The 23,119-nt window shown below is 51.3% G+C and carries 21 protein-coding genes and 1 tRNA gene; 7 read left to right on the forward strand and 15 right to left on the reverse strand.

Features of this window, described 5'->3' with window-relative positions; all coding sequences use genetic code 11:
• The first annotated feature begins 95 nt into the window (after positions 1-95).
• Positions 96-166 (forward strand) — tRNA-Gln (locus NG346_RS06340).
• A gap of 124 nt (positions 167-290) precedes the next feature.
• Here the strand turns inward: NG346_RS06340 and NG346_RS06345 are convergent.
• The 3 genes from NG346_RS06345 to NG346_RS06355 all read right to left on the reverse strand — a co-directional run bounded on the left by NG346_RS06345 (position 291) and on the right by NG346_RS06355 (position 2,258).
• Positions 291-821, reverse strand: a complete 531-nt coding sequence (locus tag NG346_RS06345) for an RsmD family RNA methyltransferase (RefSeq protein ID WP_262280170.1) — start codon at positions 819-821, stop codon at positions 291-293.
• 135 nt (positions 822-956) lie between these two features.
• Entirely contained in the window at positions 957-1,772 is an 816-nt protein-coding gene (locus NG346_RS06350; protein WP_262280169.1) for a DUF3822 family protein, read from the reverse strand.
• A 3-nt stretch (positions 1,773-1,775) separates the two neighbouring features.
• Entirely contained in the window at positions 1,776-2,258 is a 483-nt protein-coding gene (locus tag NG346_RS06355; protein ID WP_262280168.1) for a hypothetical protein, read from the reverse strand.
• A gap of 111 nt (positions 2,259-2,369) precedes the next feature.
• Here NG346_RS06355 and NG346_RS06360 point away from each other — a divergent pair, with 111 nt between their 5' ends.
• On the forward strand, positions 2,370-3,803 hold the full coding sequence (locus NG346_RS06360) for an ATP-dependent DNA helicase (protein ID WP_262288451.1): 1,434 nt from the start codon (positions 2,370-2,372) through the stop codon (positions 3,801-3,803).
• Positions 3,804-3,975: 172 nt separating this feature from the next.
• Here the strand turns inward: NG346_RS06360 and NG346_RS06365 are convergent, their stop codons facing one another.
• The 5 genes from NG346_RS06365 to rsmA form a co-directional block, all read right to left on the reverse strand.
• Positions 3,976-4,884: a helix-turn-helix domain-containing protein gene (locus NG346_RS06365; protein ID WP_262280166.1), complete on the reverse strand. Its 909-nt coding sequence runs from the start codon at positions 4,882-4,884 to the stop codon at positions 3,976-3,978.
• Positions 4,885-4,910: 26 nt separating this feature from the next.
• Complete coding sequence (locus tag NG346_RS06370; RefSeq protein ID WP_262280165.1) at positions 4,911-5,573, reverse strand: SprT-like domain-containing protein; 663 nt, start codon at positions 5,571-5,573, stop codon at positions 4,911-4,913.
• Positions 5,574-5,782: 209 nt separating this feature from the next.
• A complete protein-coding gene (rsgA, locus tag NG346_RS06375) occupies positions 5,783-6,718 on the reverse strand; it encodes a ribosome small subunit-dependent GTPase A (protein ID WP_262280164.1) in 936 nt (311 codons plus the stop codon).
• Positions 6,719-6,728: 10 nt separating this feature from the next.
• Complete coding sequence (frr, locus tag NG346_RS06380) at positions 6,729-7,289, reverse strand: ribosome recycling factor (RefSeq protein ID WP_262280163.1); 561 nt, start codon at positions 7,287-7,289, stop codon at positions 6,729-6,731.
• Positions 7,290-7,625: 336 nt separating this feature from the next.
• On the reverse strand, positions 7,626-8,432 hold the full coding sequence (rsmA, locus tag NG346_RS06385) for a 16S rRNA (adenine(1518)-N(6)/adenine(1519)-N(6))-dimethyltransferase RsmA (protein WP_262280162.1): 807 nt from the start codon (positions 8,430-8,432) through the stop codon (positions 7,626-7,628).
• Between the two features lie 588 nt (positions 8,433-9,020).
• On the opposite strand from rsmA, the gene NG346_RS06390 reads away from it, so the two are divergent.
• The 4 genes from NG346_RS06390 to NG346_RS06405 all read left to right on the forward strand — a co-directional run bounded on the left by NG346_RS06390 (position 9,021) and on the right by NG346_RS06405 (position 15,199).
• Positions 9,021-10,040 carry a lysylphosphatidylglycerol synthase transmembrane domain-containing protein gene (locus tag NG346_RS06390; protein WP_154534497.1) on the forward strand — a complete coding sequence of 340 codons (1,020 nt, stop codon included), beginning with the start codon at positions 9,021-9,023 and terminating at the stop codon, positions 10,038-10,040.
• A 35-nt stretch (positions 10,041-10,075) separates the two neighbouring features.
• A complete protein-coding gene (locus NG346_RS06395; protein ID WP_262280161.1) occupies positions 10,076-11,530 on the forward strand; it encodes an aminoacyl-histidine dipeptidase in 1,455 nt (484 codons plus the stop codon).
• A 565-nt stretch (positions 11,531-12,095) separates the two neighbouring features.
• Positions 12,096-13,022, forward strand: a complete 927-nt coding sequence (locus NG346_RS06400; protein WP_262280160.1) for a magnesium transporter CorA family protein — start codon at positions 12,096-12,098, stop codon at positions 13,020-13,022.
• Positions 13,023-13,210: 188 nt separating this feature from the next.
• Positions 13,211-15,199: a DUF349 domain-containing protein gene (locus NG346_RS06405; protein ID WP_262280159.1), complete on the forward strand. Its 1,989-nt coding sequence runs from the start codon at positions 13,211-13,213 to the stop codon at positions 15,197-15,199.
• 161 nt (positions 15,200-15,360) lie between these two features.
• Here the strand turns inward: NG346_RS06405 and NG346_RS06410 are convergent, their stop codons facing one another.
• Both NG346_RS06410 and NG346_RS06415 read right to left on the reverse strand, forming a co-directional pair.
• Entirely contained in the window at positions 15,361-16,383 is a 1,023-nt protein-coding gene (locus NG346_RS06410) for an AMP-binding protein (protein WP_262280158.1), read from the reverse strand.
• The gene (locus NG346_RS06415) at positions 16,362-17,393 is read right to left on the reverse strand and encodes an o-succinylbenzoate synthase (RefSeq protein WP_262280157.1); all 1,032 of its coding nucleotides are present in this window, start codon (positions 17,391-17,393) and stop codon (positions 16,362-16,364) included. The genes NG346_RS06410 and NG346_RS06415 overlap by 22 nt, the downstream gene beginning before the upstream one ends.
• 131 nt (positions 17,394-17,524) lie before the next feature.
• Here NG346_RS06415 and trhA point away from each other — a divergent pair, with 131 nt between their 5' ends.
• Positions 17,525-18,181 (forward strand): PAQR family membrane homeostasis protein TrhA, encoded by a 657-nt coding sequence (gene trhA / locus NG346_RS06420; RefSeq protein ID WP_262280156.1) that lies wholly within the window; start codon positions 17,525-17,527, stop codon positions 18,179-18,181.
• A 388-nt stretch (positions 18,182-18,569) separates the two neighbouring features.
• On the opposite strand, the gene NG346_RS06425 is transcribed toward trhA, so the two are convergent.
• From NG346_RS06425 to NG346_RS06445, 5 genes are all read right to left on the reverse strand, one after another.
• The gene (locus tag NG346_RS06425; protein ID WP_262280155.1) at positions 18,570-18,962 is read right to left on the reverse strand and encodes a GxxExxY protein; all 393 of its coding nucleotides are present in this window, start codon (positions 18,960-18,962) and stop codon (positions 18,570-18,572) included.
• Positions 18,963-19,053: 91 nt separating this feature from the next.
• Positions 19,054-19,881 (reverse strand): 1,4-dihydroxy-2-naphthoyl-CoA synthase, encoded by an 828-nt coding sequence (menB, locus tag NG346_RS06430; protein ID WP_154535350.1) that lies wholly within the window; start codon positions 19,879-19,881, stop codon positions 19,054-19,056.
• Between the two features lies 1 nt (position 19,882).
• The gene (gene menD / locus NG346_RS06435) at positions 19,883-21,562 is read right to left on the reverse strand and encodes a 2-succinyl-5-enolpyruvyl-6-hydroxy-3-cyclohexene-1-carboxylic-acid synthase (RefSeq protein ID WP_262280154.1); all 1,680 of its coding nucleotides are present in this window, start codon (positions 21,560-21,562) and stop codon (positions 19,883-19,885) included.
• Positions 21,549-22,613 (reverse strand): isochorismate synthase, encoded by a 1,065-nt coding sequence (locus tag NG346_RS06440; protein ID WP_262280153.1) that lies wholly within the window; start codon positions 22,611-22,613, stop codon positions 21,549-21,551. The genes menD and NG346_RS06440 overlap by 14 nt, the downstream gene beginning before the upstream one ends.
• The gene (locus NG346_RS06445; protein ID WP_154535353.1) at positions 22,610-23,026 is read right to left on the reverse strand and encodes a PaaI family thioesterase; all 417 of its coding nucleotides are present in this window, start codon (positions 23,024-23,026) and stop codon (positions 22,610-22,612) included. Before NG346_RS06445 ends, NG346_RS06440 begins: the two co-directional genes overlap by 4 nt.
• Positions 23,027-23,119: the final 93 nt, after the last annotated feature.

Here is a 23,119-nt window from a genome sequence, read left to right on the forward strand (position 1 = left end):
AAAAGTCTCCAAAAGTTTTGGCGTTTCAAAAAAAGTCCGTACCTTTGCACTCGCAATACAGAAGCAAGGGTGTTGCTTCCAAAGCAATTGAAAATTGGGATATGGTGTAATGGTAACACAACAGATTCTGGTCCTGTTTTTCCTGGTTCGAGTCCGGGTATCCCAACAAGAGGTCGCTGAATAGCTTAGCTGTTCAGCGATTTTTTTTGTTTGTGCCTGACAAGGAGAGGAGGATAAGAGAAGGGAGCGTCACGATATATCGTGACGAACAGAACTTCCCCCCCCTCGTATTACCGAAACAGACTGAAGTTGACGCTGCCGTAGTGGCGGTGGTCAACGAAATGAGGATGCGACTCGAAGGAGTGGTCCTTGCCATGCTCCAGGACGAAGATGCCGTCGGGAGCAAGCAAGTCGTGCTCGAAGACAAGATCGGGCAGGGTGGGGAGCTGCTCAAGCGCATAGGGAGGATCGGCAAAGATAAGAGAGAACTGCTGGTGGCAGGACTTGAGGAAGCGGAAGGCGTCGCCACGGATGAGCAGGTCGTTGTCAGCACCAATCTTCTTCATGCACTGAGCGATGAAGCGGGCGTGGTCACGGTCTGCCTCCACGCTGATGACCTGTGCGCATCCCCGGGAGAGCATCTCCAGCGAGATGCTGCCGGTGCCGGCAAAGAGGTCGAGGGCGGTGATGCCGTCGAAGTCGAGGTAGCCGCTGAGCACGTTGAAGATGTTTTCCTTGGCAAAGTCTGTGGTAGGTCTTGCCTTAAAGGTACGTGGCACGTCGAAGTGACGGCCTTTATAGATGCCAGTGATGATTCTCATTATTTTCTTTTTGAACAAGTTGAATGTTGTGTGAGTGGCCTAAGACGCTCTTTAGTTGAGTTGGAAGTTTTGCCTAATTTGAGCGTTACTATGCCAAAGGTCTATCCGAGTTAGAAAGTGACCATGTCCGGGAGCTTATCCGAGATAGAGCGTGACCATGTCGAGAGGTATGCCCTTGATGTCGGTGATGGCGGCTCGGTTGAAGTCGGCTTTAGGGTTGATGAAGGTGACTTTGCTCAGATATTTTTGCAGCATGGCGGTGAGTTCTTCCTTTTCGCGAATGTTGCCGGAGAGGTAGAGCTCGTCGGATCGCTGGTCCATGGCGAGCTGTTTCCAGATGAAGAGAAGGAAGAAGACAGCGTCTTGCCACTCCTTGATGGGATATTGGTTGGAGAAGACGAAGCGGTTGCGCTCAAAGCTGAACGCCTCCATCTTGCCGTCATGGAAGTGGGCATAGAGCTTGCGGCGGTTGGAGACAAAGCTGCGGCGGTGGAGATACATCCACACGGGGCGCATGAGCGCGATGAAGCGAGCATCGCTGTAGTGATCCTCGACGACGAGTCGCAGGTCCTTGTTCAGAGCGAAGAGCGCCACTGCATTGAGATCCGGGAGGATGTTGCTCTCCACGGCATAGCCTTCGTAGCCTGTGATGGCCTGGTGATAGAGGATCTCGTTCTTGGTCTCGTCGTATTCCTCGATGGGCACAAGCACCACGGGCGTGTCCACGAGCACCTGAGCCCGATGGGTAGGCCGCTGCAGGATGTCGGCGGTCTTGAACGCTTCGCGCAGGTTGGCGGCCATCGACACACCGCTTTTTGCCGTATAAGGCTCGTAGACGATGTTGTTGGGATGGTCAGTGTCAGCGATGGCAAAGATGAGCGATCCCTTGCTCACGCGTATGGTCATGCGGGGCGAGAGCCCCTGTCGTGTGGTATTGTTGTTGTCTTGCATAGTTTATTCCCAGTTACCTGCGTTGTCGTTGGGTTGTGTGGTATCGCCAAATTTCAGTCCGGGAAAACGTCCGGACTCGTTGGCGGCCTGTGTGAGATTGTCGATGCTGTTCTTGTCGAGCCCCTTGAGATAGTCGTCGTAAGCAGCACTGCACTCCATGAGTGGTATCTGGCGACCGCTCTTGGCGATGGTCGTGGTGGCATCAACGGTGAATCGTTTGCCGTCGGAGTAGGGGATATACTGCAAGGAGTCGGCGAGCAGTCCGCTCTTGATGAGTGTGCTGAAGTCGGCCGTGTAGACTCCGTGGCGTAAGCGATATTTCTCCTCGGCGGTGCGGATCTTTAATAATCGTTCCTTGACGGCATTTTCGCGCTGCTGCTGTTGATGCTCAAAGCGCATGGGCGAGCTGACGCTCAGCACGCAGAGCACAGCCAGGGCGATGGCGCAGGCAAGGAGCCCGTAAGTGTTTTTATGTTGAATGTTCATCTTTCTCGATAATTATTACTACCTTTGCCCTACAAGGGTTTCGTAGTTGCAAAGATACGAAGAATTATTGTTTCATCAAAGAGAAAAGTGAAGATAGCGCAATTTATAGATATGATCGTCGGGCAGTTTGGCTTTCAGCCTACTGCCTGCCAGCAAGCGGCGTTGCAGACCTTTGGACAGTTTTTGGCTGACCGCAGGCCAGAGTCGGTGATGATCCTGCGTGGTTCGGCGGGTACGGGCAAGACTTCTTTGGCCGCTGCTATGGTGGGCACGCTGCATCGTCTTGGGCAGAAGCTCACACTCATGGCACCGACCGGTCGTGCTGCCAAGGTGTTCTCGCGTGGCAGCGGTCTGCCGGCCTATACCATCCACCGGCGTATCTATCGTGAACGTGCCTACCAAGGACTCGACGGGCAGTTCAATCTCAATGACAACCGCAACCATCGTATGCTCTTCGTTGTCGACGAGGCGTCGATGATCGGCTCCGGCGCGCAGGGTGAGGACACCTTCGGTTCCGGCTCGCTGCTCGACGACTTGATTAAGTATGTCTACAGTGGTGACAACTGTCGTCTGCTGCTTATAGGTGATAAAGCCCAGTTGCCACCGGTGGGTGAGGAAGAGGCTCCGGCACTCTCGACCGACGTGCTTCGGGGATACGGACTCGTTGTTTATGAGTGCGACCTCGACGAGGTGCTTCGTCAGGGACAGCGGTCGGGCATTCTCTTCAATGCCACGCGGCTGCGCGATATGATCGTACGTGACGAGACCGCCCAGTTGCCGCCGGTGACCTTCGAGGGCTTTGCCGACATAGTCAACCTCAGAGGCGACGAGCTTGTTGAGACGATAGCCTCAAGCTACAGCCAGGTAGGTATGGACGACACCATCGTCGTGACACGGTCGAACAAACGGGCCGGCATTTACAACCAAGGCATCCGCAACACCATCCTCGACCGCGAGGACGAGCTCTGTTCGGGCGATCTGCTGATGATCGTACGCAACAACTACTACTGGACCGAGCGAGAGCAGGTTGCCATCCGCGAGAGTGTGAGCAAAGGCGAGCCAGGGCAGCCGTTGCCCGTGAGTTTTCTGGCCAACGGCGACAGGGCGGTGGTGGAGCGTGTGCGCAACATCCGCGAGCTCTATGGCTTCCGCTTTGCCGACGTGTGGTTGCGTTTTCCCGACTACGACGACTATGAGATGCAGGTGACGGTGAACATGGATTCGCTGCTCACCGAGGCTCCCGCGCTGACACGTGAGCAAAGTGAACAGCTCTTCAATCAAGTGATGGAGGACTATGCTGATCTAAAGACTAAAACAGAGCGGCTACGGGCTGTGAAGAACGATGCCTATTTCAACGCCCTACAAGTGAAGTTTGCTTATGCCGTCACCTGCCATAAGGCTCAGGGCGGACAGTGGAGTCACGTCTATGTTGACCAGGGTTATATGACCGACGACATGGTCAACGCTGACTATTACCATTGGCTCTATACGGCCTTTACACGTGCTACAGAGAAACTCTATTTGGTCAATTGGAAGAATGGGTGAAAAGGGATGTCTGGCCAAGAACCTTTACAAAAGGCTCTCTTCGCGGACGACGGTTCCGGAAAAGTGGCTAAAGGAAAACAATGGAAAAACAGGTCTGAAGGACATGAAAACAAGATGTCAGTTTGTCCAACATATCTGCCTTTTCTGTGTGGTACCGGATTCTTCGGGGAACTTATTTCCCGGCTCTGTATTTCTTGCGTATATTGGCAGGCGAGGCGTTGAGGTGCTTGCGTGTGTAGGTACCGAAGAAGCTCAGACTTGGGAATCCCATGTCGTTGGCGATTTCTTTGACAGTCTTTGATGTGTAGCAGAGCTGTCGACGGATCTCGTTGGCCACCGTCTCGTCGATGAGCTGCTTGGCTGAGTGTTCGGTCTTCTCTTTGACGATATGGGAAAGATACTTTGTGGTGATACACAGCTCGCGGGCGAAATAGCTGACGTTTCGGATTTTACCTTCACTTTGAGCCAGCAGTTGCAGAAAGCGCTTAAAGGTATTGTCGGTCTGACTGTATTGGGCGTCTTGAGGTACTGATCCCGTGCGGTTGTTCACCATGTCAGCGAGCTCATAGATCATACTTCTGTGCAGGGTGTACAAGATATTGCTTCGAAATTTGGTAGGTTTGCGTTTGGAGTAGATCTTGTAGAGATGATGATATTGTCTGCCTACCTCAACCTCTTCCTCTGTGAGATGGATTTTGGGGTGAGTACTTACAAATTCTATGTTAGGCCACAGATCCTTGTCGCCCAGAAGACTGTCGTTGATGACCGTGGGCGAAAGACTGAGCACCATCAGCTGCAGGTCGTTGGAGAAAGAGAAGTCCTCCAGTGTGGTGCGGGGAAAAGCTATGAGCAGGTCGCCACTGGTCATGGTCGTCTTCTGCTTATGGTTGACAGTGATGGACAAAGATCCTTGGCGGCAATAGGCCACGATGAACCTATTGGGGATGAAGAAGTCGACTTGGTGCGAGGTATCGGTGAAGTCGTCATAGAGGATAAACTCCGGCTCTGTCCCTGCCACTGGATGGATGTTGGCAGTGGCAGTGATATTGTTGGTCGTGGGTGCTTGCTGTGGAGTGGACATAGGTAGCTATATAAATAAGGTGGTGATTAAATGGAGAAAGGTGTCATGGCGTGTGTTTTCTCTTGATAAGTGACCGTGTCGACGCGCCGTCCCCGCAGACTGCGTACGCGCGGCATGTTATCGAACCATGGGTCTTCGGTGACGAACCAACAGAAGTGGCTAACCTCGTTGATAGAACGCAACCGGTTGTTGAGCTCTCGGGCGAAGCGTGGGTTCACAGCGGAGAGGAAATGGTGACCGTCATGCATCTCGATGGCGAGCACCAGATGTTGTTTCCTGTTGCGTGCGGTGGATGAAGTATTGGCTGTCGCAGCTTTACCGAGGTCGCGTGTAGAGGTCGTCACGTGTATGTCCCAGCCGTCGCGGTTAAGGCGGTCCATGATGCCCCGGAAGACAATGCCGTGGGGCGAGGAGTCGCGGATACCCGTGTATGCGATGGAGTAGTGGATCATCTCATGGAGCAACACGCTTTGGAACTGGTGCTCGTTTTGGTCGTAGTAGTTGCTCATGCCCAGTGTGTAGTCGTAGTTGACGACCTTTCGCCACGTGCGCTTTCGCTTGAAGGAGAGAGAGCCCAGTCGCGTACGCGACCGTCCGATGTGGTAGCGTGGCTCGGGCAGCCCGCCGTCGAAGTATCGACGGTTGAACGTCTGAAAGTTGGCGCGTAGCCATGAGATAGTGATTTGCATGAAAACGATCCTTTACTTTTATCAAAGCAAAGTTAGTGTTTTTCCTTTTATCTACAAAGCGATGAGGGGGTAAAGTTAGGCTTTCGGCAGTTTTTCATGAAAAGCGGTAAGCAAAACCAACTCTTACAATGAACGACAGCGATCATTGGAATTTCTTTCGGGGAGGCACTATAGATAGTAGGTTCCACCGACGTTGCAGTGACATACGGCTAATAGGCCTCGCGATATTTGCTCTCGTCCTTATCCTTGAGCATGCCGAGATAGCTTTCGTAGCGCGACTCGGCGATGTAGTGGTTGCGAACCGCCTCAATCACGGCGCAGCCCGGCTCATGGGTGTGGGTGCAGTTGGCAAAGCGGCAGTCTTGTGAAAACTTGAAGATTTCGGGAAAATAACTGGTGATCTCTTCCGGTTCCATGTTGAACGTACCGAAGCCTTTGATGCCCGGTGTGTCGACAACATAGCCGTTGTTGTCGGGTAATGGCACCATCTCGGAGAACGTAGTGGTGTGCATGCCTGTGTCGTGGGCTTCACTGATGTCGGCTACACGGGCTTCAGTGCCGGGAATCAGCAAGTTGAGGAGTGTGGACTTACCGACACCTGAGTTGCCACTGAGCAGTGTCACCTTGCCGCTGAGCAGTGTGCGCAGTCCGTCGATGCCATTGCCGGTGAGTGCCGACACCTGGTGACAGGGATAGCCGATGTTGTCGTAGAGCGTCACCATCATGTCCTGATAGTGACGCTCTTCGTCGGTGAGCAGATCGGTCTTGTTGAACACCAGTACCACCGGCACGCTGTATGCCTCGGCAGAAGCCAGAAAGCGGTCGATGAATGTCGTAGAAGTCTGTGGGTGCGCCACGGTGATGACGAGCATTGCCTGGTCGAGGTTAGCCGCGATGATATGGCTTTGCTTCGACAGGTTTTGTGACTTACGGATGATATAGTTCTTTCGGTCTTCGATCTCTGTGATAAAAGCAGTACCCTCCCGGTTGATGTCTATATGCACCCAGTCGCCGACGGCAACGGGGTTGGTGCTTCTGATACCCTTCAGCCGAAAGTTACCTTTGACCTTGCTGTCAACGAGCTGGCCGTCATCGGTCTTGACGGTGTACCAAAATCCGGTGTTTCTTACGACAAGTCCTCTCATGCGCCATGGATTAAACGGTCATCACCTCTTTCTGCTTGGCAGCCAGGGTGGCGTCGATCTCCTTGATATATTTGTCGTGCATCTTCTGCAAGTCGGCTTCAGCGTCCTTTTCCTGATCCTCAGAGAGTCCGTCCTTGATAGCCTTCTTCAACTTCTCCTTGACCTCAGCGCGTGCGGTACGCACCTGCACTTTCACGCTCTCGCCAATCTTGTTGCACTGTTTGACGAGTTCCTTGCGGCGGTCCTCAGTGGGCTGTGGAATGCGCAGGATGACCATCTCGCCATTGTTTTCCGGTGTGATGCCGACATCGCTGTCCATGATACCTTTTTCGATGTCCTTGATGGCCTTGCGGTCCCAGGGACGGATGGTGATGGTGCGAGCGTCAGGAATAATGATAGAGGCTACCTGGTTGAGGGGCATCATCTGACCATAGGAACTTACGCGCACGCCATCGAGAATGGCAGCGTTGGCACGGCCGGCACGGATGCGTGCGAGCTCCTCTTGAAGATACTTCGACGCCTTCTTCATTTTTTCCTCGGCGCCATTGAGGGTTTGCTTTACGTCTAACATATTTTTAGTGCTTAGTTTTCTAAGTCACAAATTTAAAAAGATTTTCTGGACGATGCAACTATTTCTCCAACTTTTTTCTTTCGCGACATAATAACAGAGGAATAAAGACATAGTAACATATTAAACAGATGGATGAATAGACATAGTAACATATTAAACAGATAGTTTTTTAGACATAGTAACATATTAAACAGATGGATGAATAGACATAGTAACATATTAAACAGATAGTTTTTTAGACATAGTAACACATTAAACAGATTATGCTATTTTATGTTCTATCTGTTACTATGTCTAAAGTTATTATAGTTATTGTGTCTTTATATACTCTGTCTTTTATACCGTGCTGCTGTTTACTTTGTCTGCAACCATGGAGGTGAGCTCTACGAACTGCTGGACGGAGAGCTGTTCGGGCCGCTTGGTCATGATGTCCTGAGCGAAAAAGTCAGGCGTGGGCATGGTCTGAGGTGTGAAGAGCTGGCGCAACGAGACGCGCAGCATCTTGCGGCGTTGGCCGAAAACCGTCTTCACCACACGTTTGAAGAGCACTTCGTCGCAACCGAGATCATTTACGTTGTTGCGCGTCATGCGTATCACGGCACTCTTGACCTTTGGTGGCGGGTTGAAGACGCCCTCGTCGACGGTGAAGAGATACTCCACGTCGTACCACGCTTGTATCATCACGCTGAGGATGCCGTAAGCCTTGTTGCCCGGTGCAGAGGCGATACGCTGAGCCACTTCGCGCTGAATCATCCCCGTGCAGCAGGGAATGAGATCTTTATAGTCGAGCATCTTGAAGAAGATTTGGGAAGAGATGTCGTAGGGATAGTTGCCGGTAAGCACAAACTGTTTGCCGCCGAAGATCTTGTTCAAATCCATGCGCAGGAAGTCTTCCCCGATGATCTGGTCGCGCAGCTCGGGATAGCGTTCGTTGAGGTAAGCCACGCTTTCGGAGTCGATTTCCACAGCTTTCACCTCCCGGTTTTTCTTCACCAAGTACTGTGTGAGGACTCCCATGCCCGGTCCGATCTCCAGAATGGGCAGAGCCGGGCAGGCGTCTACTGTGTCAGCGATGCGTCGTGCCACGCCAAGGTCGGTGAGAAAGTGCTGACCGAGGTTTTTCTTTGGCTTTACTTGTTTCATGTTGCAGATATGTATTTTTCTTTGGTTACAAATGTACGAAAAACATTGGGGATAGACAAGAAACGGGACAAAGAATTGCCGTCAACGCACAAAAAAGACCGGAAACAGATTGCTCCATTCCCGGTCTTCTATGTATTCTCTCTATTTTATTTCAAATTTATAAGGCTGTTTACTTGCCCTCGACCATATGGTCCATTGTCAGAGCCAGTGCAGAAGCACCTACGAAAGCAACAGCTACCAATGTGATAAATGTCATCATACTCATAATCTTTTTACCTTTCTTTACTTTTAATTCTACTTTTGTTATCCTTTGTCCGTGGTCTCGTGTTGTGGAGATCTTCTTGTGGACTTTGTTATCCTTATGACCTCTATGGGTCTCTGTTTTACGCTTGCAAAGGTAGGCGTTTTTCTCTGTGTGCGCAAACAATTATAGTTTTATTCGCAAAATATGTGATTTTAATTGATACGTGTCAAGCGGATTGACGTGTGTCAATGGATTCTAGAAGGGTAGAAGCGTACATTATAAAATGATTATTTTTCTAAAAAAGTTTCGTTATTCCACTGAATTACATTACTTTTGTATGCTATATGAAGAAGAGAAACACCATCAACAACATAGTGAAGGTGGCATTGAGCCTGATGCTGGGCGGTGCCATCCTCTATTGGATGTATCGTGGTTTTGATTTCCAAGGCATGAAGCAGGTGCTCCTCCATGGAATGGACTGGACATGGATGCTCCTTTCCTTCCCCTTCGGCATATTGGCTCAGGCTTTCCGTGGCTGGCGTTGGCAGCAGACTTTGGAGCCTGTCGGGGAGAAGCCCCGCGCCTCGGTGTCGGTCAACAGTGTTTTTGTGTCCTATGCCGTGAGCTTGCTTATACCACGTGTAGGTGAGTTTGCGCGTTGCGGCATCCTTCGGCGATGGGACGGTGTGTCGTTTCCCAAGGCTTTGGGGACAGTGGTTACGGAGCGTGCCATCGACTCGTTGCTGGTGCTGGTGATGATCTTTGTCACGCTTCTCTCCCAGTTTCGTGTTTTCCAATCATTCTTCCGGCGTACGGGCACGCGTGTCGATGAACTGTTGGCAAGCTTCTCGTCTACCGGTTGGCTGGTGACAATGATATGCGGTGTCGCCGTGGTGATACTTCTCTGGGTGCTGCTCAGAAAGATGTCTATATATAATAAGGTGAAGGAGCTCTTCCATGGACTGTGGCAGGGAGTGATGTCGGTGCGCTATGTCAAGAATGTGCCACTGTTTATTTTCTACTCCGTTGCTATCTGGGCATGCTATTTCCTCCACTATTATCTCACCTTCTTCTGCTTCGGGGCGACCCGCCATCTGGGTTTCGCTTGCGCGATGGTCACATTTATCGTCGGCAGTATTGCTGTCATCGTGCCCACGCCCAACGGTGCCGGCCCCTGGCATTTTGCGGTGAAAACCATGCTCATTCTCTATGGCGTGGCGTCTACGGCAGCCTTGAACTTTGTGCTCATCGTCCACAGCATCCAGACCTTGCTCGTCGTGGTCATCGGTATCTATGGGTGGATGGCACTAAGCTTCACGAAGAAAAAGACGAGCAACAAGCAAGAGACAATCATCAGTGAATAGATAAAATATTTATTGTAACCATTAAACGTAATATTATGAGTGAAATCAGCAATCTGCAGCCAGCAGCCATCTGGCGCAACTTTGACGCACTGACACAGGTGCCACGTCCGTCGGGTCACTTGGAGAAAGTACAGCAGTTCCTTCTTGACTTCGCAGCAAAAATCGGCGTAGAGGCCTTCAAGGACGCTGGTGGAAATATCGTCATGCGCAAACCGGCTACCCCAGGCTATGAGAACCGTAAGACTACACTGTTGCAGGCTCACATGGATATGGTGCCACAGAAGACTCCTGACAGCAAGCATAACTTCGAGACAGACCCGATTGAGACCTATGTCGAGGACGGATGGGTACACGCCAAAGGCACTACGCTTGGCTCTGACGACGGTATCGGTGTGGCTGCCATCATGGGCGTGTTCGAGAGCAACGATCTCAAGCACGGACCTTTGGAGGCTTTAATCACACGCGATGAGGAAACCGGTATGTTTGGTGCCAATGAGTTGCCAAAGGGAGAACTCAATGCTGACTACTATCTCAACCTTGACTCAGAGACATGGGGCAACTTCTGTATTGGTAGCGCAGGCGGTATCGATATCACCGCAACAATGCAATATCAGGAAGTGGAAAACGACCAGGAAGCTGCCGTCAAGGTGACCTTGAAGGGATTGCGCGGTGGACACTCTGGTCTGGAAATCAATGCTGGTCGCGCCAATGCCAATAAGGAGATGGTGCGTCTCGTGCGTGAGGCTATTGCCGAGCTTGCTGCCCGCCTGGTCAGTTGGGAAGGCGGCAACATGCGCAATGCCATTCCTTCTCATGCTGAGGTGGTGCTTGCTCTGCCAAAAGCCAATGTGGAGACACTGAAGCAGATGGTAGAAAAACAGCGACTGGCCATTGAGGATGAGTTCAAAACCATCGAGAGCAACGTGCAGTTCTTCTGCGAAGACGTTGACAAGCCTGCTACACTGGTGCCGGAAGAGATCCAGGACAACCTTGTGGACGCCATCTATGGTTGCCACAACGGCGTGGTGCGCTTCATTCCTGTCAAGCCCGACGTAGTGGAGACTTCTTCAAACCTCGCCATCATCTCTATTGGTGAGGGGAAGGCCGCCATCAAGATCCTGGCTCGCTCCAGCCGTGAGGATATGAAGATGTATGTCGCTACACAGTTGGAGAGCGTGTTCTCCATGGCTGGCATGAAGGTAGAGTTCTCTGGTTCCTACGGTGGTTGGGATCCTAACCCCGACAGCTCTCTGCTGAAGTTGCTTTGCAAAGTCTACAAAGAGCAGAACAGCAAGGACGCAACGGTCGTCGTGGATCATGCCGGACTGGAGTGCTCGGTGATCCTGGAGAAGTACCCCAATATGGAGGTAGTCTCTCTCGGTCCTACGCTCCGCAGCCCCCACACCGTCAACGAGCGTTTCGAAATCGCTACAGCAGAGCCTTTCTGGAAACTGCTGACAGCAGTACTCGAGCAAGTTCCAGAGAAGTAGACGATAAAGACAGGTTCCTTTTTAAGACATAAAGACATATTCTGAAGGACAAGTCCTCTTTTAAGACATAAAGACATAAAGGACATATTTTAAAGGACATGTTGTCTTTTTTAAGACATAAAGACATAAAGGACATATTTTCTTTTTTGTCTTTATGTCTTATTTGTCTTTACGTATAATGAAATATGTCATTATGTCTAAACAAGAAGAATATGTCTTTTATGTCTTTATGTCTAAAAAAAAAGAATACGTCTATTACATCTTCATGTCTAAAGTAAAGAAGAATATGTCTTTTATGTCTTTATGTCTAAAAAAAGGACACGTCCATTATGTCTTTATGTCTAAACTAAAAGAAGCATGTCTTCTTGTCTTGCTTTTGGCATCTTTGTCATCAAAAAGAATATTAAATCGTTGGCTCACTCACTTATTTTTTCTAATTTTGCAGTCAGTTAATCAATATTCATCAATTTATGGACGATTATCACGCGGAAAACTTCAAGTGTTAACGTGAGGATTCGACTCGGAGAGTCAGTCCCCACACTTCTTATCATGGAGATTGGCTACAATGAGAACATATTGGAACATTGAGAAAAAGCTGAGCGCCCTCCAGGAGTGGCAGCCCAACTGCTGGATTCAAGTAACGTGCCCCACCGACGATGACCAGCGCGAACTGGTGGACAAATTTAATATTCCCGACTATTTCCTTAGCGACATCAGTGATACGGATGAGCGTGCCCGCTATGAGTACGACGATGGTTGGATGCTCATCATTTTGCGTATTCCTTACGTCAAGGAGGTGAAAAGCCGTACTCCTTATACTACAGTGCCGCTTGGCATCATCCATAAGCGCGATGTGACCATCACCGTTTGCTTCTACGAGACGAACATGATGATCGACTTCGTCAGCTATCAGCAGAAACGCGGCGAAGGCTTCACCGACTATGTCGACATGATCTTCCGTCTCTTCCTCTCCAGTGCCGTGTGGTATCTGAAACGGTTGAAGCAGATCAACACCCTTATCGAAAAGGCTAAGCACAACCTCGACAGCGAGATCAACAACGAGAGCCTGATCGGACTGTCAAGGCTGCAAGACTCGTTGACCTTCTTCATTACCTCCATCCGTGGCAATGAAAACCTGCTGCAGAAACTGAAGTTCAAACTGCAAGTCGATGAGTTGGATGCCGACCTTATCGAGGATGTCAGCATCGAGATGACCCAGGCGCGTGAGACCACCAACATCTATTCCAATATTCTGGAATCGACGATGGACACCTATCAGAGCGTCATCAACAACAATATGAATACCACGATGCGTACTTTGTCGTCTATTAACATCGTGCTGATGTTCCCTACGCTCATCGCCAGTTTGTATGGTATGAACGTCGTCAACGGTTTGGAGACATCGCGCTATGGCTTTGTCATCACCATCGCCATATCCATAGTTGCGACAGCGATCAGTCTTTGGTATTTGAAACGGAAACGGCTCCTTTAATACGCTAAACGGCGGCAAACTTAAGTTTTTTCGTAAAAAAACGGTGGTTTTTGTTGGAATTACAGTTTTTTTGTTTAAGTTTGCATAATAATATCAAATAGCATGTGTTGTCTGCTCCCCTTGTTGTCTATTTATAGAGGCGGGGGAGAGGCAAGTGATAAACCGAATCATAAACTTAAAACGGTGTAATGATGGACTCTCAAGAAAACGCCTTGGAGCAGGATAAGAGCCTGGCCCAAGGAGCCACGGAAGGCGAACAGAATGCTGTGCAGGCACAGGACGAGAATGTAGAAAACACAGAGGCTGCCACTGAGAAGCCTGCCGCAGAATCGTCTGAGACAGTGCAGCAGGAAGCGTCTACAAACCAGGAACAGTCGGCTGATAGCCAAAGCCAGGAAGACAAACCACAGAAGGCTGAAGCCTCGGCAACGGATCAGAATGGTGACAGTTCCGCTGAACAGCCTGCTCACAAGGTCTATGCCTCTAAGCAGGAGGTGCTCGAAAGAATCAAGGAGATTGCCCGCAACGAGGACAAGCCCGATAAGGATGAAGTGGAGCACTTGAAGTCTTCCTTCTATAGATTCCACATTGCCGAGCGCGAGAAACGGCAGAAAGACTATCTCGAAGCCGGCGGCGATCCTGAGAAATATCAGGTTCTGCCCGATGACGACGAGGAGACTTTCAAGGCAGAGATGCAGATCATCAAGGAAAAGCGCGCCAAGGCTTTCCAAGAGCAGGAGGCTGAAAAACAGGCCAATCTGCAACGTAAGCTCGATATCATAGAGAAGATAAAGGCAATGGCTACCTCTCCCGAGGAAGCCAACAAAAACTATAATGAGTTCAAGGAACTGCAAAAGGAGTTCAAGGAGATCAAGTCTGTGCCGCCGGAGAAAGCCAATGAGGTGTGGCGCAACTACCAACTCTATGTAGAGCAGTTCTATGACTTGCTCAACCTCAACCGCGAAGCGCGTGAGTACGACTTTAAGAAGAACCTCGAAGCCAAGACAAAACTCTGTGAGGAAGCAGAGGCTTTGGACAAGGAGCCCGACGTGGTCAGTGCCTTCCATCAGTTGCAGGAGTTGCACGCACAGTATCGCGAGATAGGACCTGTCGCCAAAGATCTGCGTGAACAGATTTGGGCGCGCTTCAAGGCTGCCAGCACGGTCATCAACAAGAAACACCAGCAGCACTTTGAAGAGCTTCGTGCCAAAGAAGAAGAGAATCTCGCCAAGAAGACGGAGCTCTGTGAGAAGGTGGAAGCCTTAGCCAAAGAAGAAAATAAAGGCATTGGTGATTGGGAGAAACACTCCAAGGCTATCATCGCCTTGCAACAGGAGTGGAAGACCATCGGCTTTGCGCCACAGAAGATGAACGTGAAGATCTTTGAGCGCTTCCGTGCCGCCTGTGACGACTTCTTCAGCCGCAAGAGTGAGTTCTTCAAACAGCTGAAGCAGCAGTTTGCTGCCAACGCAGAGAAGAAGCGCGAGCTCATCAAGAAGGCTCAGGAAATGACCGACTCCACAGACTGGAAGGCTACGGGTGATAAGTTTGTTGCTTTGCAAAAGGAATGGAAGACCATCGGTGCCGTGCCAAAGAAGCTCGGTGACCAGCTGTGGAACGAGTTCCTCACGGCTTGCAATCATTTCTTCGATGCACGCAACGCCGCTCATGCCGGCACCCGTACTGAGGAGAAAGCCAACCTGCAAAAGAAACGTGATATCATCGCTCAGCTCAAGGAACTTGCAGAGAAGGGCGTAGAAGACGCACAGGACAAGGTTCAGGAACTTGTCGACGCATATAATGCTGTCGGCCATGTGCCTTTCAAGGAGAAAGATAAGATCTTCAAGGAGTACCACGATGTGCTGGACAAGATTTATAGCGACCTGCATGTATCCGTGGCCCGCCGTCGTCTTGATAACTTCAAACAGAACCTCCGCAACGTGGCCAAGCGTGGCGAGGATGCCGTGGACAACGAGCGTGGCCGTCTGGCCCGCCGCTATGAGCAGCTCAAGCAAGAGATTGCCACCTATGAAAACAACCTTGGCTTCTTGAATATCTCAAGTAAGAAAGGCAACAGCCTTGTTGACGAGATGAACCGTAAAGTGCAGCGACTCAAAGATGATGCTGAGCTCGTGCGCCAGAAGATCAAGGCTATCGACAGTCAAGATAATAATTAACCTGCCAATCATTATAGAAGATCCCAAGCTTTGAGACGTGAGTCTCGTGCTTGGGATTTCTTTGTTTGTGGCAGAAGCAACATTTATTACCTTTTTTCTTTTTCCCCTTTTTACCCTTTTATCTTCCTCTTTTACTTTATTCCTCTTTTCCTTTTTTCCTTTTATACTTTTCTTTTTGGCTTTCCCGTCTCCGTCATGGGGATGTGATCGATGTGTCGTACTTCCCGTGGAATCCAGTATTTGGGCAGGACACGGCGGCAGATGGCGGTGACGGCATCGGTGTCGGTGGCTTCGGTGAGTAGGATCTCGGCCTCGCCGAACTTCACGTCCTTGCGCCGTGTGATGATGAACGGAGCGGAGAGATAAGGCTTCAATGCATGTTCCACCTCCTCAATCTGTATCTTGATACCCCCTGAGACAATCACGTTGTCCTTACGTCCGAGGATTCGGAAGCCCTTGCCGGGGACGATCTCTGCACGGTCGTTGGTCTTTAGTGTTCCCTCATGCACCAAGGGTGCATTGATCATCAGACAATCATCTTTATCCAAACTTACTTTGACACTTGGGAAAGGCTGGTACCACTCGCTGGCCTCTGAGCCGTTGAGGCGTCGCAAGGCGATATGCGAGAGCGTCTCCGTCATGCCGTAGGTGCTCCACACCGCATGGGGGAAGTCACGCAAGGCTGCCGCAAGCTGGTCGTCGATAGCACCGCCGCCAATGATCAGATGACGGATCTGACGTAGCAGAGCCGCTTCTTCGGGCACTTGCAGGGTGTTGTAGACTTGCAGGGGAACCATGGCGGCAAAGGTTGGAGCCGGGATTTTCTGCCCTTGTGGACAAGGGTGGGGCAGGGCAGCAGGGTCGTGGAAGTCGGTCTCTGTGACACTTTGCCCTTGTAATAAGGCCGCCATGGGATGCCCACTCGGCTCTACGCTGAGCAGGCGCAGCCGACGCTCGATGGACCGGACCACGACCATCTTAGCACCGATATACTTCAGGTTCATGCAGAGCAGGGCCGTGTCTCCGGGTTGCAGTCCCAGAAAGTCGCAGGTGATGCGGGCCGAGTTGCGCATCTTCTCCTTCTCGGGCCACATCGGTTTGGGTGCGCCCGTACTGCCACTGGTGTGGACGAGCACGCGATCGCTACTGTTGCGCCACTCACTCAGGAATTCTTCGAGTACCATAGCTTGTCGTCTTTAATCTCCAGAGGCATGGCGATGTTGTCGGTGTAGAGCAGACCTGTTCCCAACCCCTGCGCCAGGGTGATGTGTGGTCCGTACACGTCGGCACAGAACTGGGCCACGGCGTTGAGTCCGACATTGCTTTCCAGTGCCGAGGTGATCCATGAGCCGATGCTACGGTCTTGGGTCATTCTGATCCATTCGCGGCATCCGTGCATGCCGCCATGCAGGCTGGGCTTCAGCACGAGATAGGCCGGCCGGATCTTGTCGAGCAGCATGGCTTTCATCGACGGCATGTTGATGCCGATGAGCTCCTCGTCGAGTGCGATGGGCAGGGGCGAGTGCTCGCAGAGTTCCGCCATCTCTTTCCACTGATGCGGCTTGATGGGCTGTTCGATGGAGTGGATGTCGTAACGGGCCAGTGCTTCCAAGCGCTGCATGGCATTGTCGGGCGTGAAGCCACCGTTGGCATCTACTCTAAGCTCCACTTGCTCCTTGTTGAAACACTCACGGATGTGCTTCACTAAGTCCAGCTCACGCTCGAAGTCGATGGCTCCAATCTTCAGCTTCACACAATGATAGCCTGCCTTAAGTTTTGTTTCCAGCCGCCCGTACATCTCGTCAAAGGTTCCCATCCACACGAGTCCATTGATGGTGATGCCCTCTTCTCCCCGGCTGAACGGAGTGTCGAAGAGTGCTGTAGACCCCTTAGCGTCGAGTTGTGCAAAAGCCGTCTCCAGTCCGAAGAGAATGGAAGGGTAAGGCCGCAACATCTCATAGGGGATGCCGCCCAGACGGTTGACCAGGTCGCAGGTGTCGCGAAGAAGAGCCTGATAGCGTTCGTCACTCATGGCGTCGCAGCTGAGGTCAGGCAGTGTCGAGCACTCTCCCGTGCCGTATATGCCGTCGCGCTCAAGGGTAATATAGTAAGAATGGTGGGTGGTGTACACGCCGCGGCTGGTTCCCGCCGGTTGTTTGAAGTGCAGCACCCTGTCGGTGATCTCGTATTTCATGATAAAGCTACTTTTGTTGCGTGAAGGCAAAAGTAAGAAAAAAAGGATAAAAAAGCAAGTTTTATTTTGTCTTTCACTAAGATTACGCTATCTTTACACAGAAATCATTTATCAGTAAGCAACAGCATATCATGAAAATAAAGATATTCTATAATCATAAAGAAGAGTTGTGGAACTCCTGGAGCCATGCAGGCGGCATCTTCTTGGGCGTGGCCTTTGGTGCTATCTTCCTTTATCTCTGCTTCTCGCGTGGCAATGGCTGGGCCACAGCAGGCGTCATCCTCTACCTTGTGGGCATGCTCGGTTCGTATATTGCTTCTACCGTCTATCATGCCCTCTCGGCCTGGTCACCATGGAAGGAGCGGTTGCGCAAGTGGGATCATGCGGCCATCTACTGGCATATCGCCGGTTCCTATTCTCCCATCACGCTCATCGCCTTGCGCCATGAGGGCTATTGGGGCTGGACGCTGTTCTGCTTTGTATGGCTCTGCGCCATCGTGGGCACGATCACGAGCTTCCATAAGCTCAAGGCCCACAGCAATCTGGAGACGCTGGTATACGTTGGTATGGGCATGAGTGTGCTCATCGCTTTCAAGCCCTTGATCGATTCTGTGAGTGCGGCGACGGTCATCTGGATCATCGCCGAGGGTGTGTGCTATGTCACCGGCGCGCTGTTCTACACCCTTCGCCGTCGTCGCTACATGCACACCGTCTTCCATTTCTTTGTCCTCGCCGGCAGCGTCTGCCACCTCATTGCCGTATGGGACATCCTCATGCGCTACCTTTGAAGACATAGTAACATTGGTAAATAAAGACATAGTAACATATTGAACAGATATAAGACATAGTAACATATTGGACAGACTAAGACATAGTAACATATTGAACAGATATAAGACATAGTAACATATTGGACAGACTAAGACATAGTAACATATTGAACAGATATAAGACATAGTAACATATTGGACAGACTACGACATAGTAACATATTGGACAGACTAAGACATAGTAACATATTGGACAGATATAAGACATAGTAACATATTGAACAGATATAAGACACATTGTCTAATAATCTTTCGGTCTCCTCTGTTACAAAGTCTTAGTCTGTTCAATATGTTACTATGTCTTATATATACACTGTTACTCTGTCAAACAAACAGTGTGTACATGCTATGTATTATGGACGGTTTTTTTGTAGGTGCGATACTTATGTTTGAATTGCAATTGATCTGAGCCGAAGTTGATGAGAAATCCATCATCGATGCCTGTGGCGTTGAGATAGTTCACTAATTGAATTTCATTGGCCATGGTAAGGCAGGTAGTAGCCTTTAACTCAAGGATGAGTCTGTTGTCAACGATTATGTCAGCCCTATAGCTTCCAACTACGATGCCATCGTAACGAACCTCAAATGGAACTTCTGTTCTAACAACGTGCTTGTGCTTCCTGATCTCAATGAGCATCGCATTCTTGTAGACGGCCTCTAAGTAACCCGGCCCCAACTGACGTCGGACAGCTTTCGCACACTCAATCATTAGTTTTATTAAATCATTGATGTCCTCCATTTATACTCTTGTTTATGTTATTATGTCTATTACTATGTTATTATATCTGTTACTATGTTACTATGTCTTATGTTCACTCTGTTACTCTGTCTTAAGGGAACTGAGGATACTTGTCGAAGTCAGGCTTGCGCTTTTCCAGAAAAGCGCGTCCGCCTTCCTGTGCCTCGTCGAGGGTGTAGTAGAGCATTGTGGCGTCGCCGGCAAGTTCCTGGATGCCCGCCTGACCATCGAGCTCGGCGTTGAATCCTGCCTTCATCATGCGGATGGCGAGCGGTGAGCGCTCCATGATCGTCTCGCACCAGGCCACCGTTTCATCCTCAAGTTGGTCAAAGGGCACCACCTTGTTGACGAGTCCCATCTGCTCAGCTTCCTTTGCGGAATACTGTCGGCAGAGATACCAGATCTCGCGTGCCTTCTTCTGTCCCACGATGCGTGCCAGATAGCTGGCACCCAGTCCAGCGTCGAAGCTGCCCACCTTTGGTCCTGTCTGCCCGAAGATAGCGTTTTCGGAAGCGATTGTCAGGTCGCAGACCACGTGAAGCACATGTCCGCCACCGATGGCGTAGCCGTTGACCATGGCGATGACAGGCTTGGGCAGTCGGCGAATCTGCATCTGCACGTCGAGCACGTTAAGGCGTGGCACACCGTCGCTACCGACATATCCGCCACGTCCCTTGACGTGCATGTCGCCACCCGAACAGAAGGCCTTGTCACCGGCACCCGTGAGGATCACCACGCGGATGTCGAGATGGTCGCGGCAATAGGTGAAGGCCTGGCTCATCTCCCACACCGTGAGTGGTGTGAAGGCGTTGCGATAGCGTGGACGGTTGATGGTGATCTTTGCGATGTGATTGTATTCTTCAAAGAGGATCTCCTTGAAGTCGAAACCCGGTATGGTTTTCCAATTTCTCTTTTCCATATTATAATAAGGTGTTAAAGTATTCTTGATAAGCCCTCAGGTCGTCTTCGGCATTGGTGAAGACTTCAAGGAGCATAGGACGCTCCGCCTTTGGGCTGACGAGCGCACCGAGGAGATTGTAGAGCTCCTCCTCGTTGTGAGCGTGACAGTACATGATGTCGTTCTCGCGACAGATGCCCTCTGCTGTGGTGGCGTGCACGCCCATGACCATGCTGCGTGCCAGACTTTGGCGCAGTCCGTCGAACTTGGCAAAGATCTCACCACCGCTGTTGTTGAGCAACAAGATGCGGAGGTTCTGCCTCAGGTTGGTATTCCACAGTGCGTTTTGGTCGTAGAAAAAGCTCAGGTCACCGATGACACAATACACCGGATCGTCTGTGGCGAGCGAGAAACCGGCAGCCGTGGACAGCGAGCCCTCGATGCCGTTGATGCCACGATTGCAGTAGACATGCTCCCGGGCATAGAGACAGCCCAGTCGCACCGACGTGCTGTTGGCGTAGTGCAGGGCGTAGCCTTCCGCGGTATTGCTGAGCCGCTCCTCAAGGAGTTGCACGGCCAGCAGGTTGGAGTAGCGAGGGACGAACGTCCGGCGGTGATCCTCTGCTTTCCAGCGTAGCGTTTCCCAGCGGTCGAACCACTCGCGCGGTCCCTCCGCTGTGATGGCGGCAAGCACGTCGTCGGGCCTTGCCTGTACGATGCCGTGCAGGTTCATCATCGGGTCGTGGACAGTGCCGTTGGCATTCACCTCCCAGCAGATAGCGTCCTTAGCCTGTCGCAGGAGCTGCTTGGCACGCTTGCTGACCAGTGTGTCGCCGATGTAGAGGATGAAGTCGGGCAAGAAATCCTTGTTGCCTCCTGCCATAGCTAACATCTCTTCCAGTGACGTGGCACCGTCCTCACCGCTGAGAACCTCGTTCCAGACCACATAGTGTTTGTCGGTGAGTGCCGGAATCCTGCCTTTGGCCAAGTCCGACGGCTTCATCTGTCCGATGACGATGAGCGGTCGCTCAGCCTTGGCGAGTTGCTGCAAAAGGTCGTGGGCTACGGCTGTAATTGCATTGGCCGAGACGCACGCTTCCTTTCCGCCATCGTGAGCCGCCAGCAGAGAGTTAAACGCAATCATGCGTTCCGAGGGCAACTCGCGTGTATTGAAAGAGTAGAGGGGTTCTGTGATGGGTACGTTGATGTGCACCGGGCCTTGGCAAGGTTGTGTGGCGGCGATGAGTGCCTCGTTGACGAGTCGGTTGCAATACCAGTGCTCCTCGTCGTTGTGCGGTTCGGGCAGATCCACCGTGCGTTTGACAAAGCAGGTCAGTGCCCCCGGCTGAGGCATTGTCTGTCCGGTGAGTTGTCCGATCCACTGCTTGGGTCGGTCGGCCGAGACGACCACGAGAGGCAGATGCTGATACATTGCCTCGGCGACAGCGGGCAGCGTGTTGAGCAGTGCCGTGCCGCTGGTGACGCAGACGACCACCGGTTCCTCTGTGGCCTGACAGAGTCCGAGTGCATAGAACGCGGCACTGCGCTCGTCGGTGATGGGGTAGCACTGGATCTCAGGGCACACGTCGAGGTTGTGCACGATAGGCGCGTTGCGTGACCCCGGACATACGACTGCATGGCGCACGCCGTGAGCGATGAGCAGCGCAGTGAGCGTGTTGACATTATCTTTATCGCAATACATCTCTCATGGTGTTGAGTTTCATCTCTGTCTCCTTCCATTCCTCTTTCTCCTTACTTTCCGGCACGATGCCGCCTCCGGCGTGTAGGATATAGTGGTCATCGGCTATCTCCATGCAGCGTAGCGTGACATAGAGCCGTGTCTCTCCTTCCGGATCATAGGGTCCGCAGAAGCCGCTGTAGTATTTGCGCTCATCCTTCTCATATTCGAGAATGAGTTTTTGGGCAGCGTCCTTGGGTATGCCGCACACGGCAGGGGTAGGGTGGAGAGCATTGAGCACGTCGCCCAGTTGCACGTCGTCGTTGAGTGTGAAGTCAAAATCAGTGCGCAGGTGGAGCAGTTGCGCCGCCATGGTGGTGTGGGGATGTCCGTGATCCAAGGTCTTGGTCATTGGACGCAGCGTGTCTGAGATGTAGTTTGCTACATAGCGTTGCTCCTTGCGGTTCTTCTCCGACCATTTCAGCTCCTGCCCAGGTCTGTAGTCGACCGGCATCTTCTGCGTGCCCGCCAGGGCCATGGTGTGGTAGTTGAGTCCGTCGCCTTCGATGAGCACTTCGGGTGTAGCCATGAGCCACGTCCCCGCATGTTCCATGTTCACCAGGGCGATATACTGATGGGGATAGAGGCGGCAGGCGTGCAGAAACAGTTCTTCGGGGGCTCCGACGGCATATTGCATCTCATGCACATGCCGGGCTATGACCAATTTGCTAACCTTTCCAAGCTTGAACATCGTCTTGCAGAGGTCGAAACGCAGACGATAATTTTTCCGTTCCAGCTGATCGTACTCTGCTATCTTGCTCTTCATTTCCGTGTCGCTGTGTTTCTCGCTATGCTTGAAATCCCCTTCACCCACAGCTTTTTGCTCGATGCTGTCGGGTTGCAAGAGCCAAACGGGTGTCTCTTCCGACGGTTGGAACGGTGCGAAGACGAAACCCTTGCGGCCGTTGAGGTCTTTGACAGACTTCATGGCCACGGGTTCACCCTCACGCTGTTCCAGTCGTACATATTCTTTCTGCTCCGGCAAGCGGTAGCATACATAGTTGTTTGTGGTCATTCCTTTCGTGGCGACAAGATATAGTTTGTGACATGTACCGTAGAGATCAGCTCACCCTTGGAGTTCTTCACGTTGATCTGCCATTCATGCAGTGTGCGACCCTTGTATTGCAGTTGGGCATAGGCCGTGACGGTATCTCCCACCAGCACCGTACGCAGATGGTTGCCACTGACATTGATGCCCACGCAGATCTTGCCAGGACAAAGTGCCATGGAAGCTACGCCCGCAAGGTTCTCGCAAAGTGCCAGCGTAGCGCCGCCGGAGAGAAAGCCAAACGGTTGTCGGTTGAGATCGTCGACCTTCATGCGTGCCATGCATGTGTCGGGCTCCTCGGTTGAGAGAAACTCCATATTCAGTGTCTTCGAGAGCCCTCCCTGCTTCTCGATGACGGCTTTTTCTTTTTCTATGTTCATGGTTTTGTTTTTTATTTTATTCTTCCTTGCAAAGATACGAAAAATTCTATTACCTTTGCCAAACAAATCATCTATTATGCAGTCTAAACTTAA

The organism is Hallella absiana (genome assembly GCF_025457485.1).
In the GTDB taxonomy this organism is placed as follows: Bacteria; Bacteroidota; Bacteroidia; order Bacteroidales; family Bacteroidaceae; genus Prevotella; species Prevotella absiana.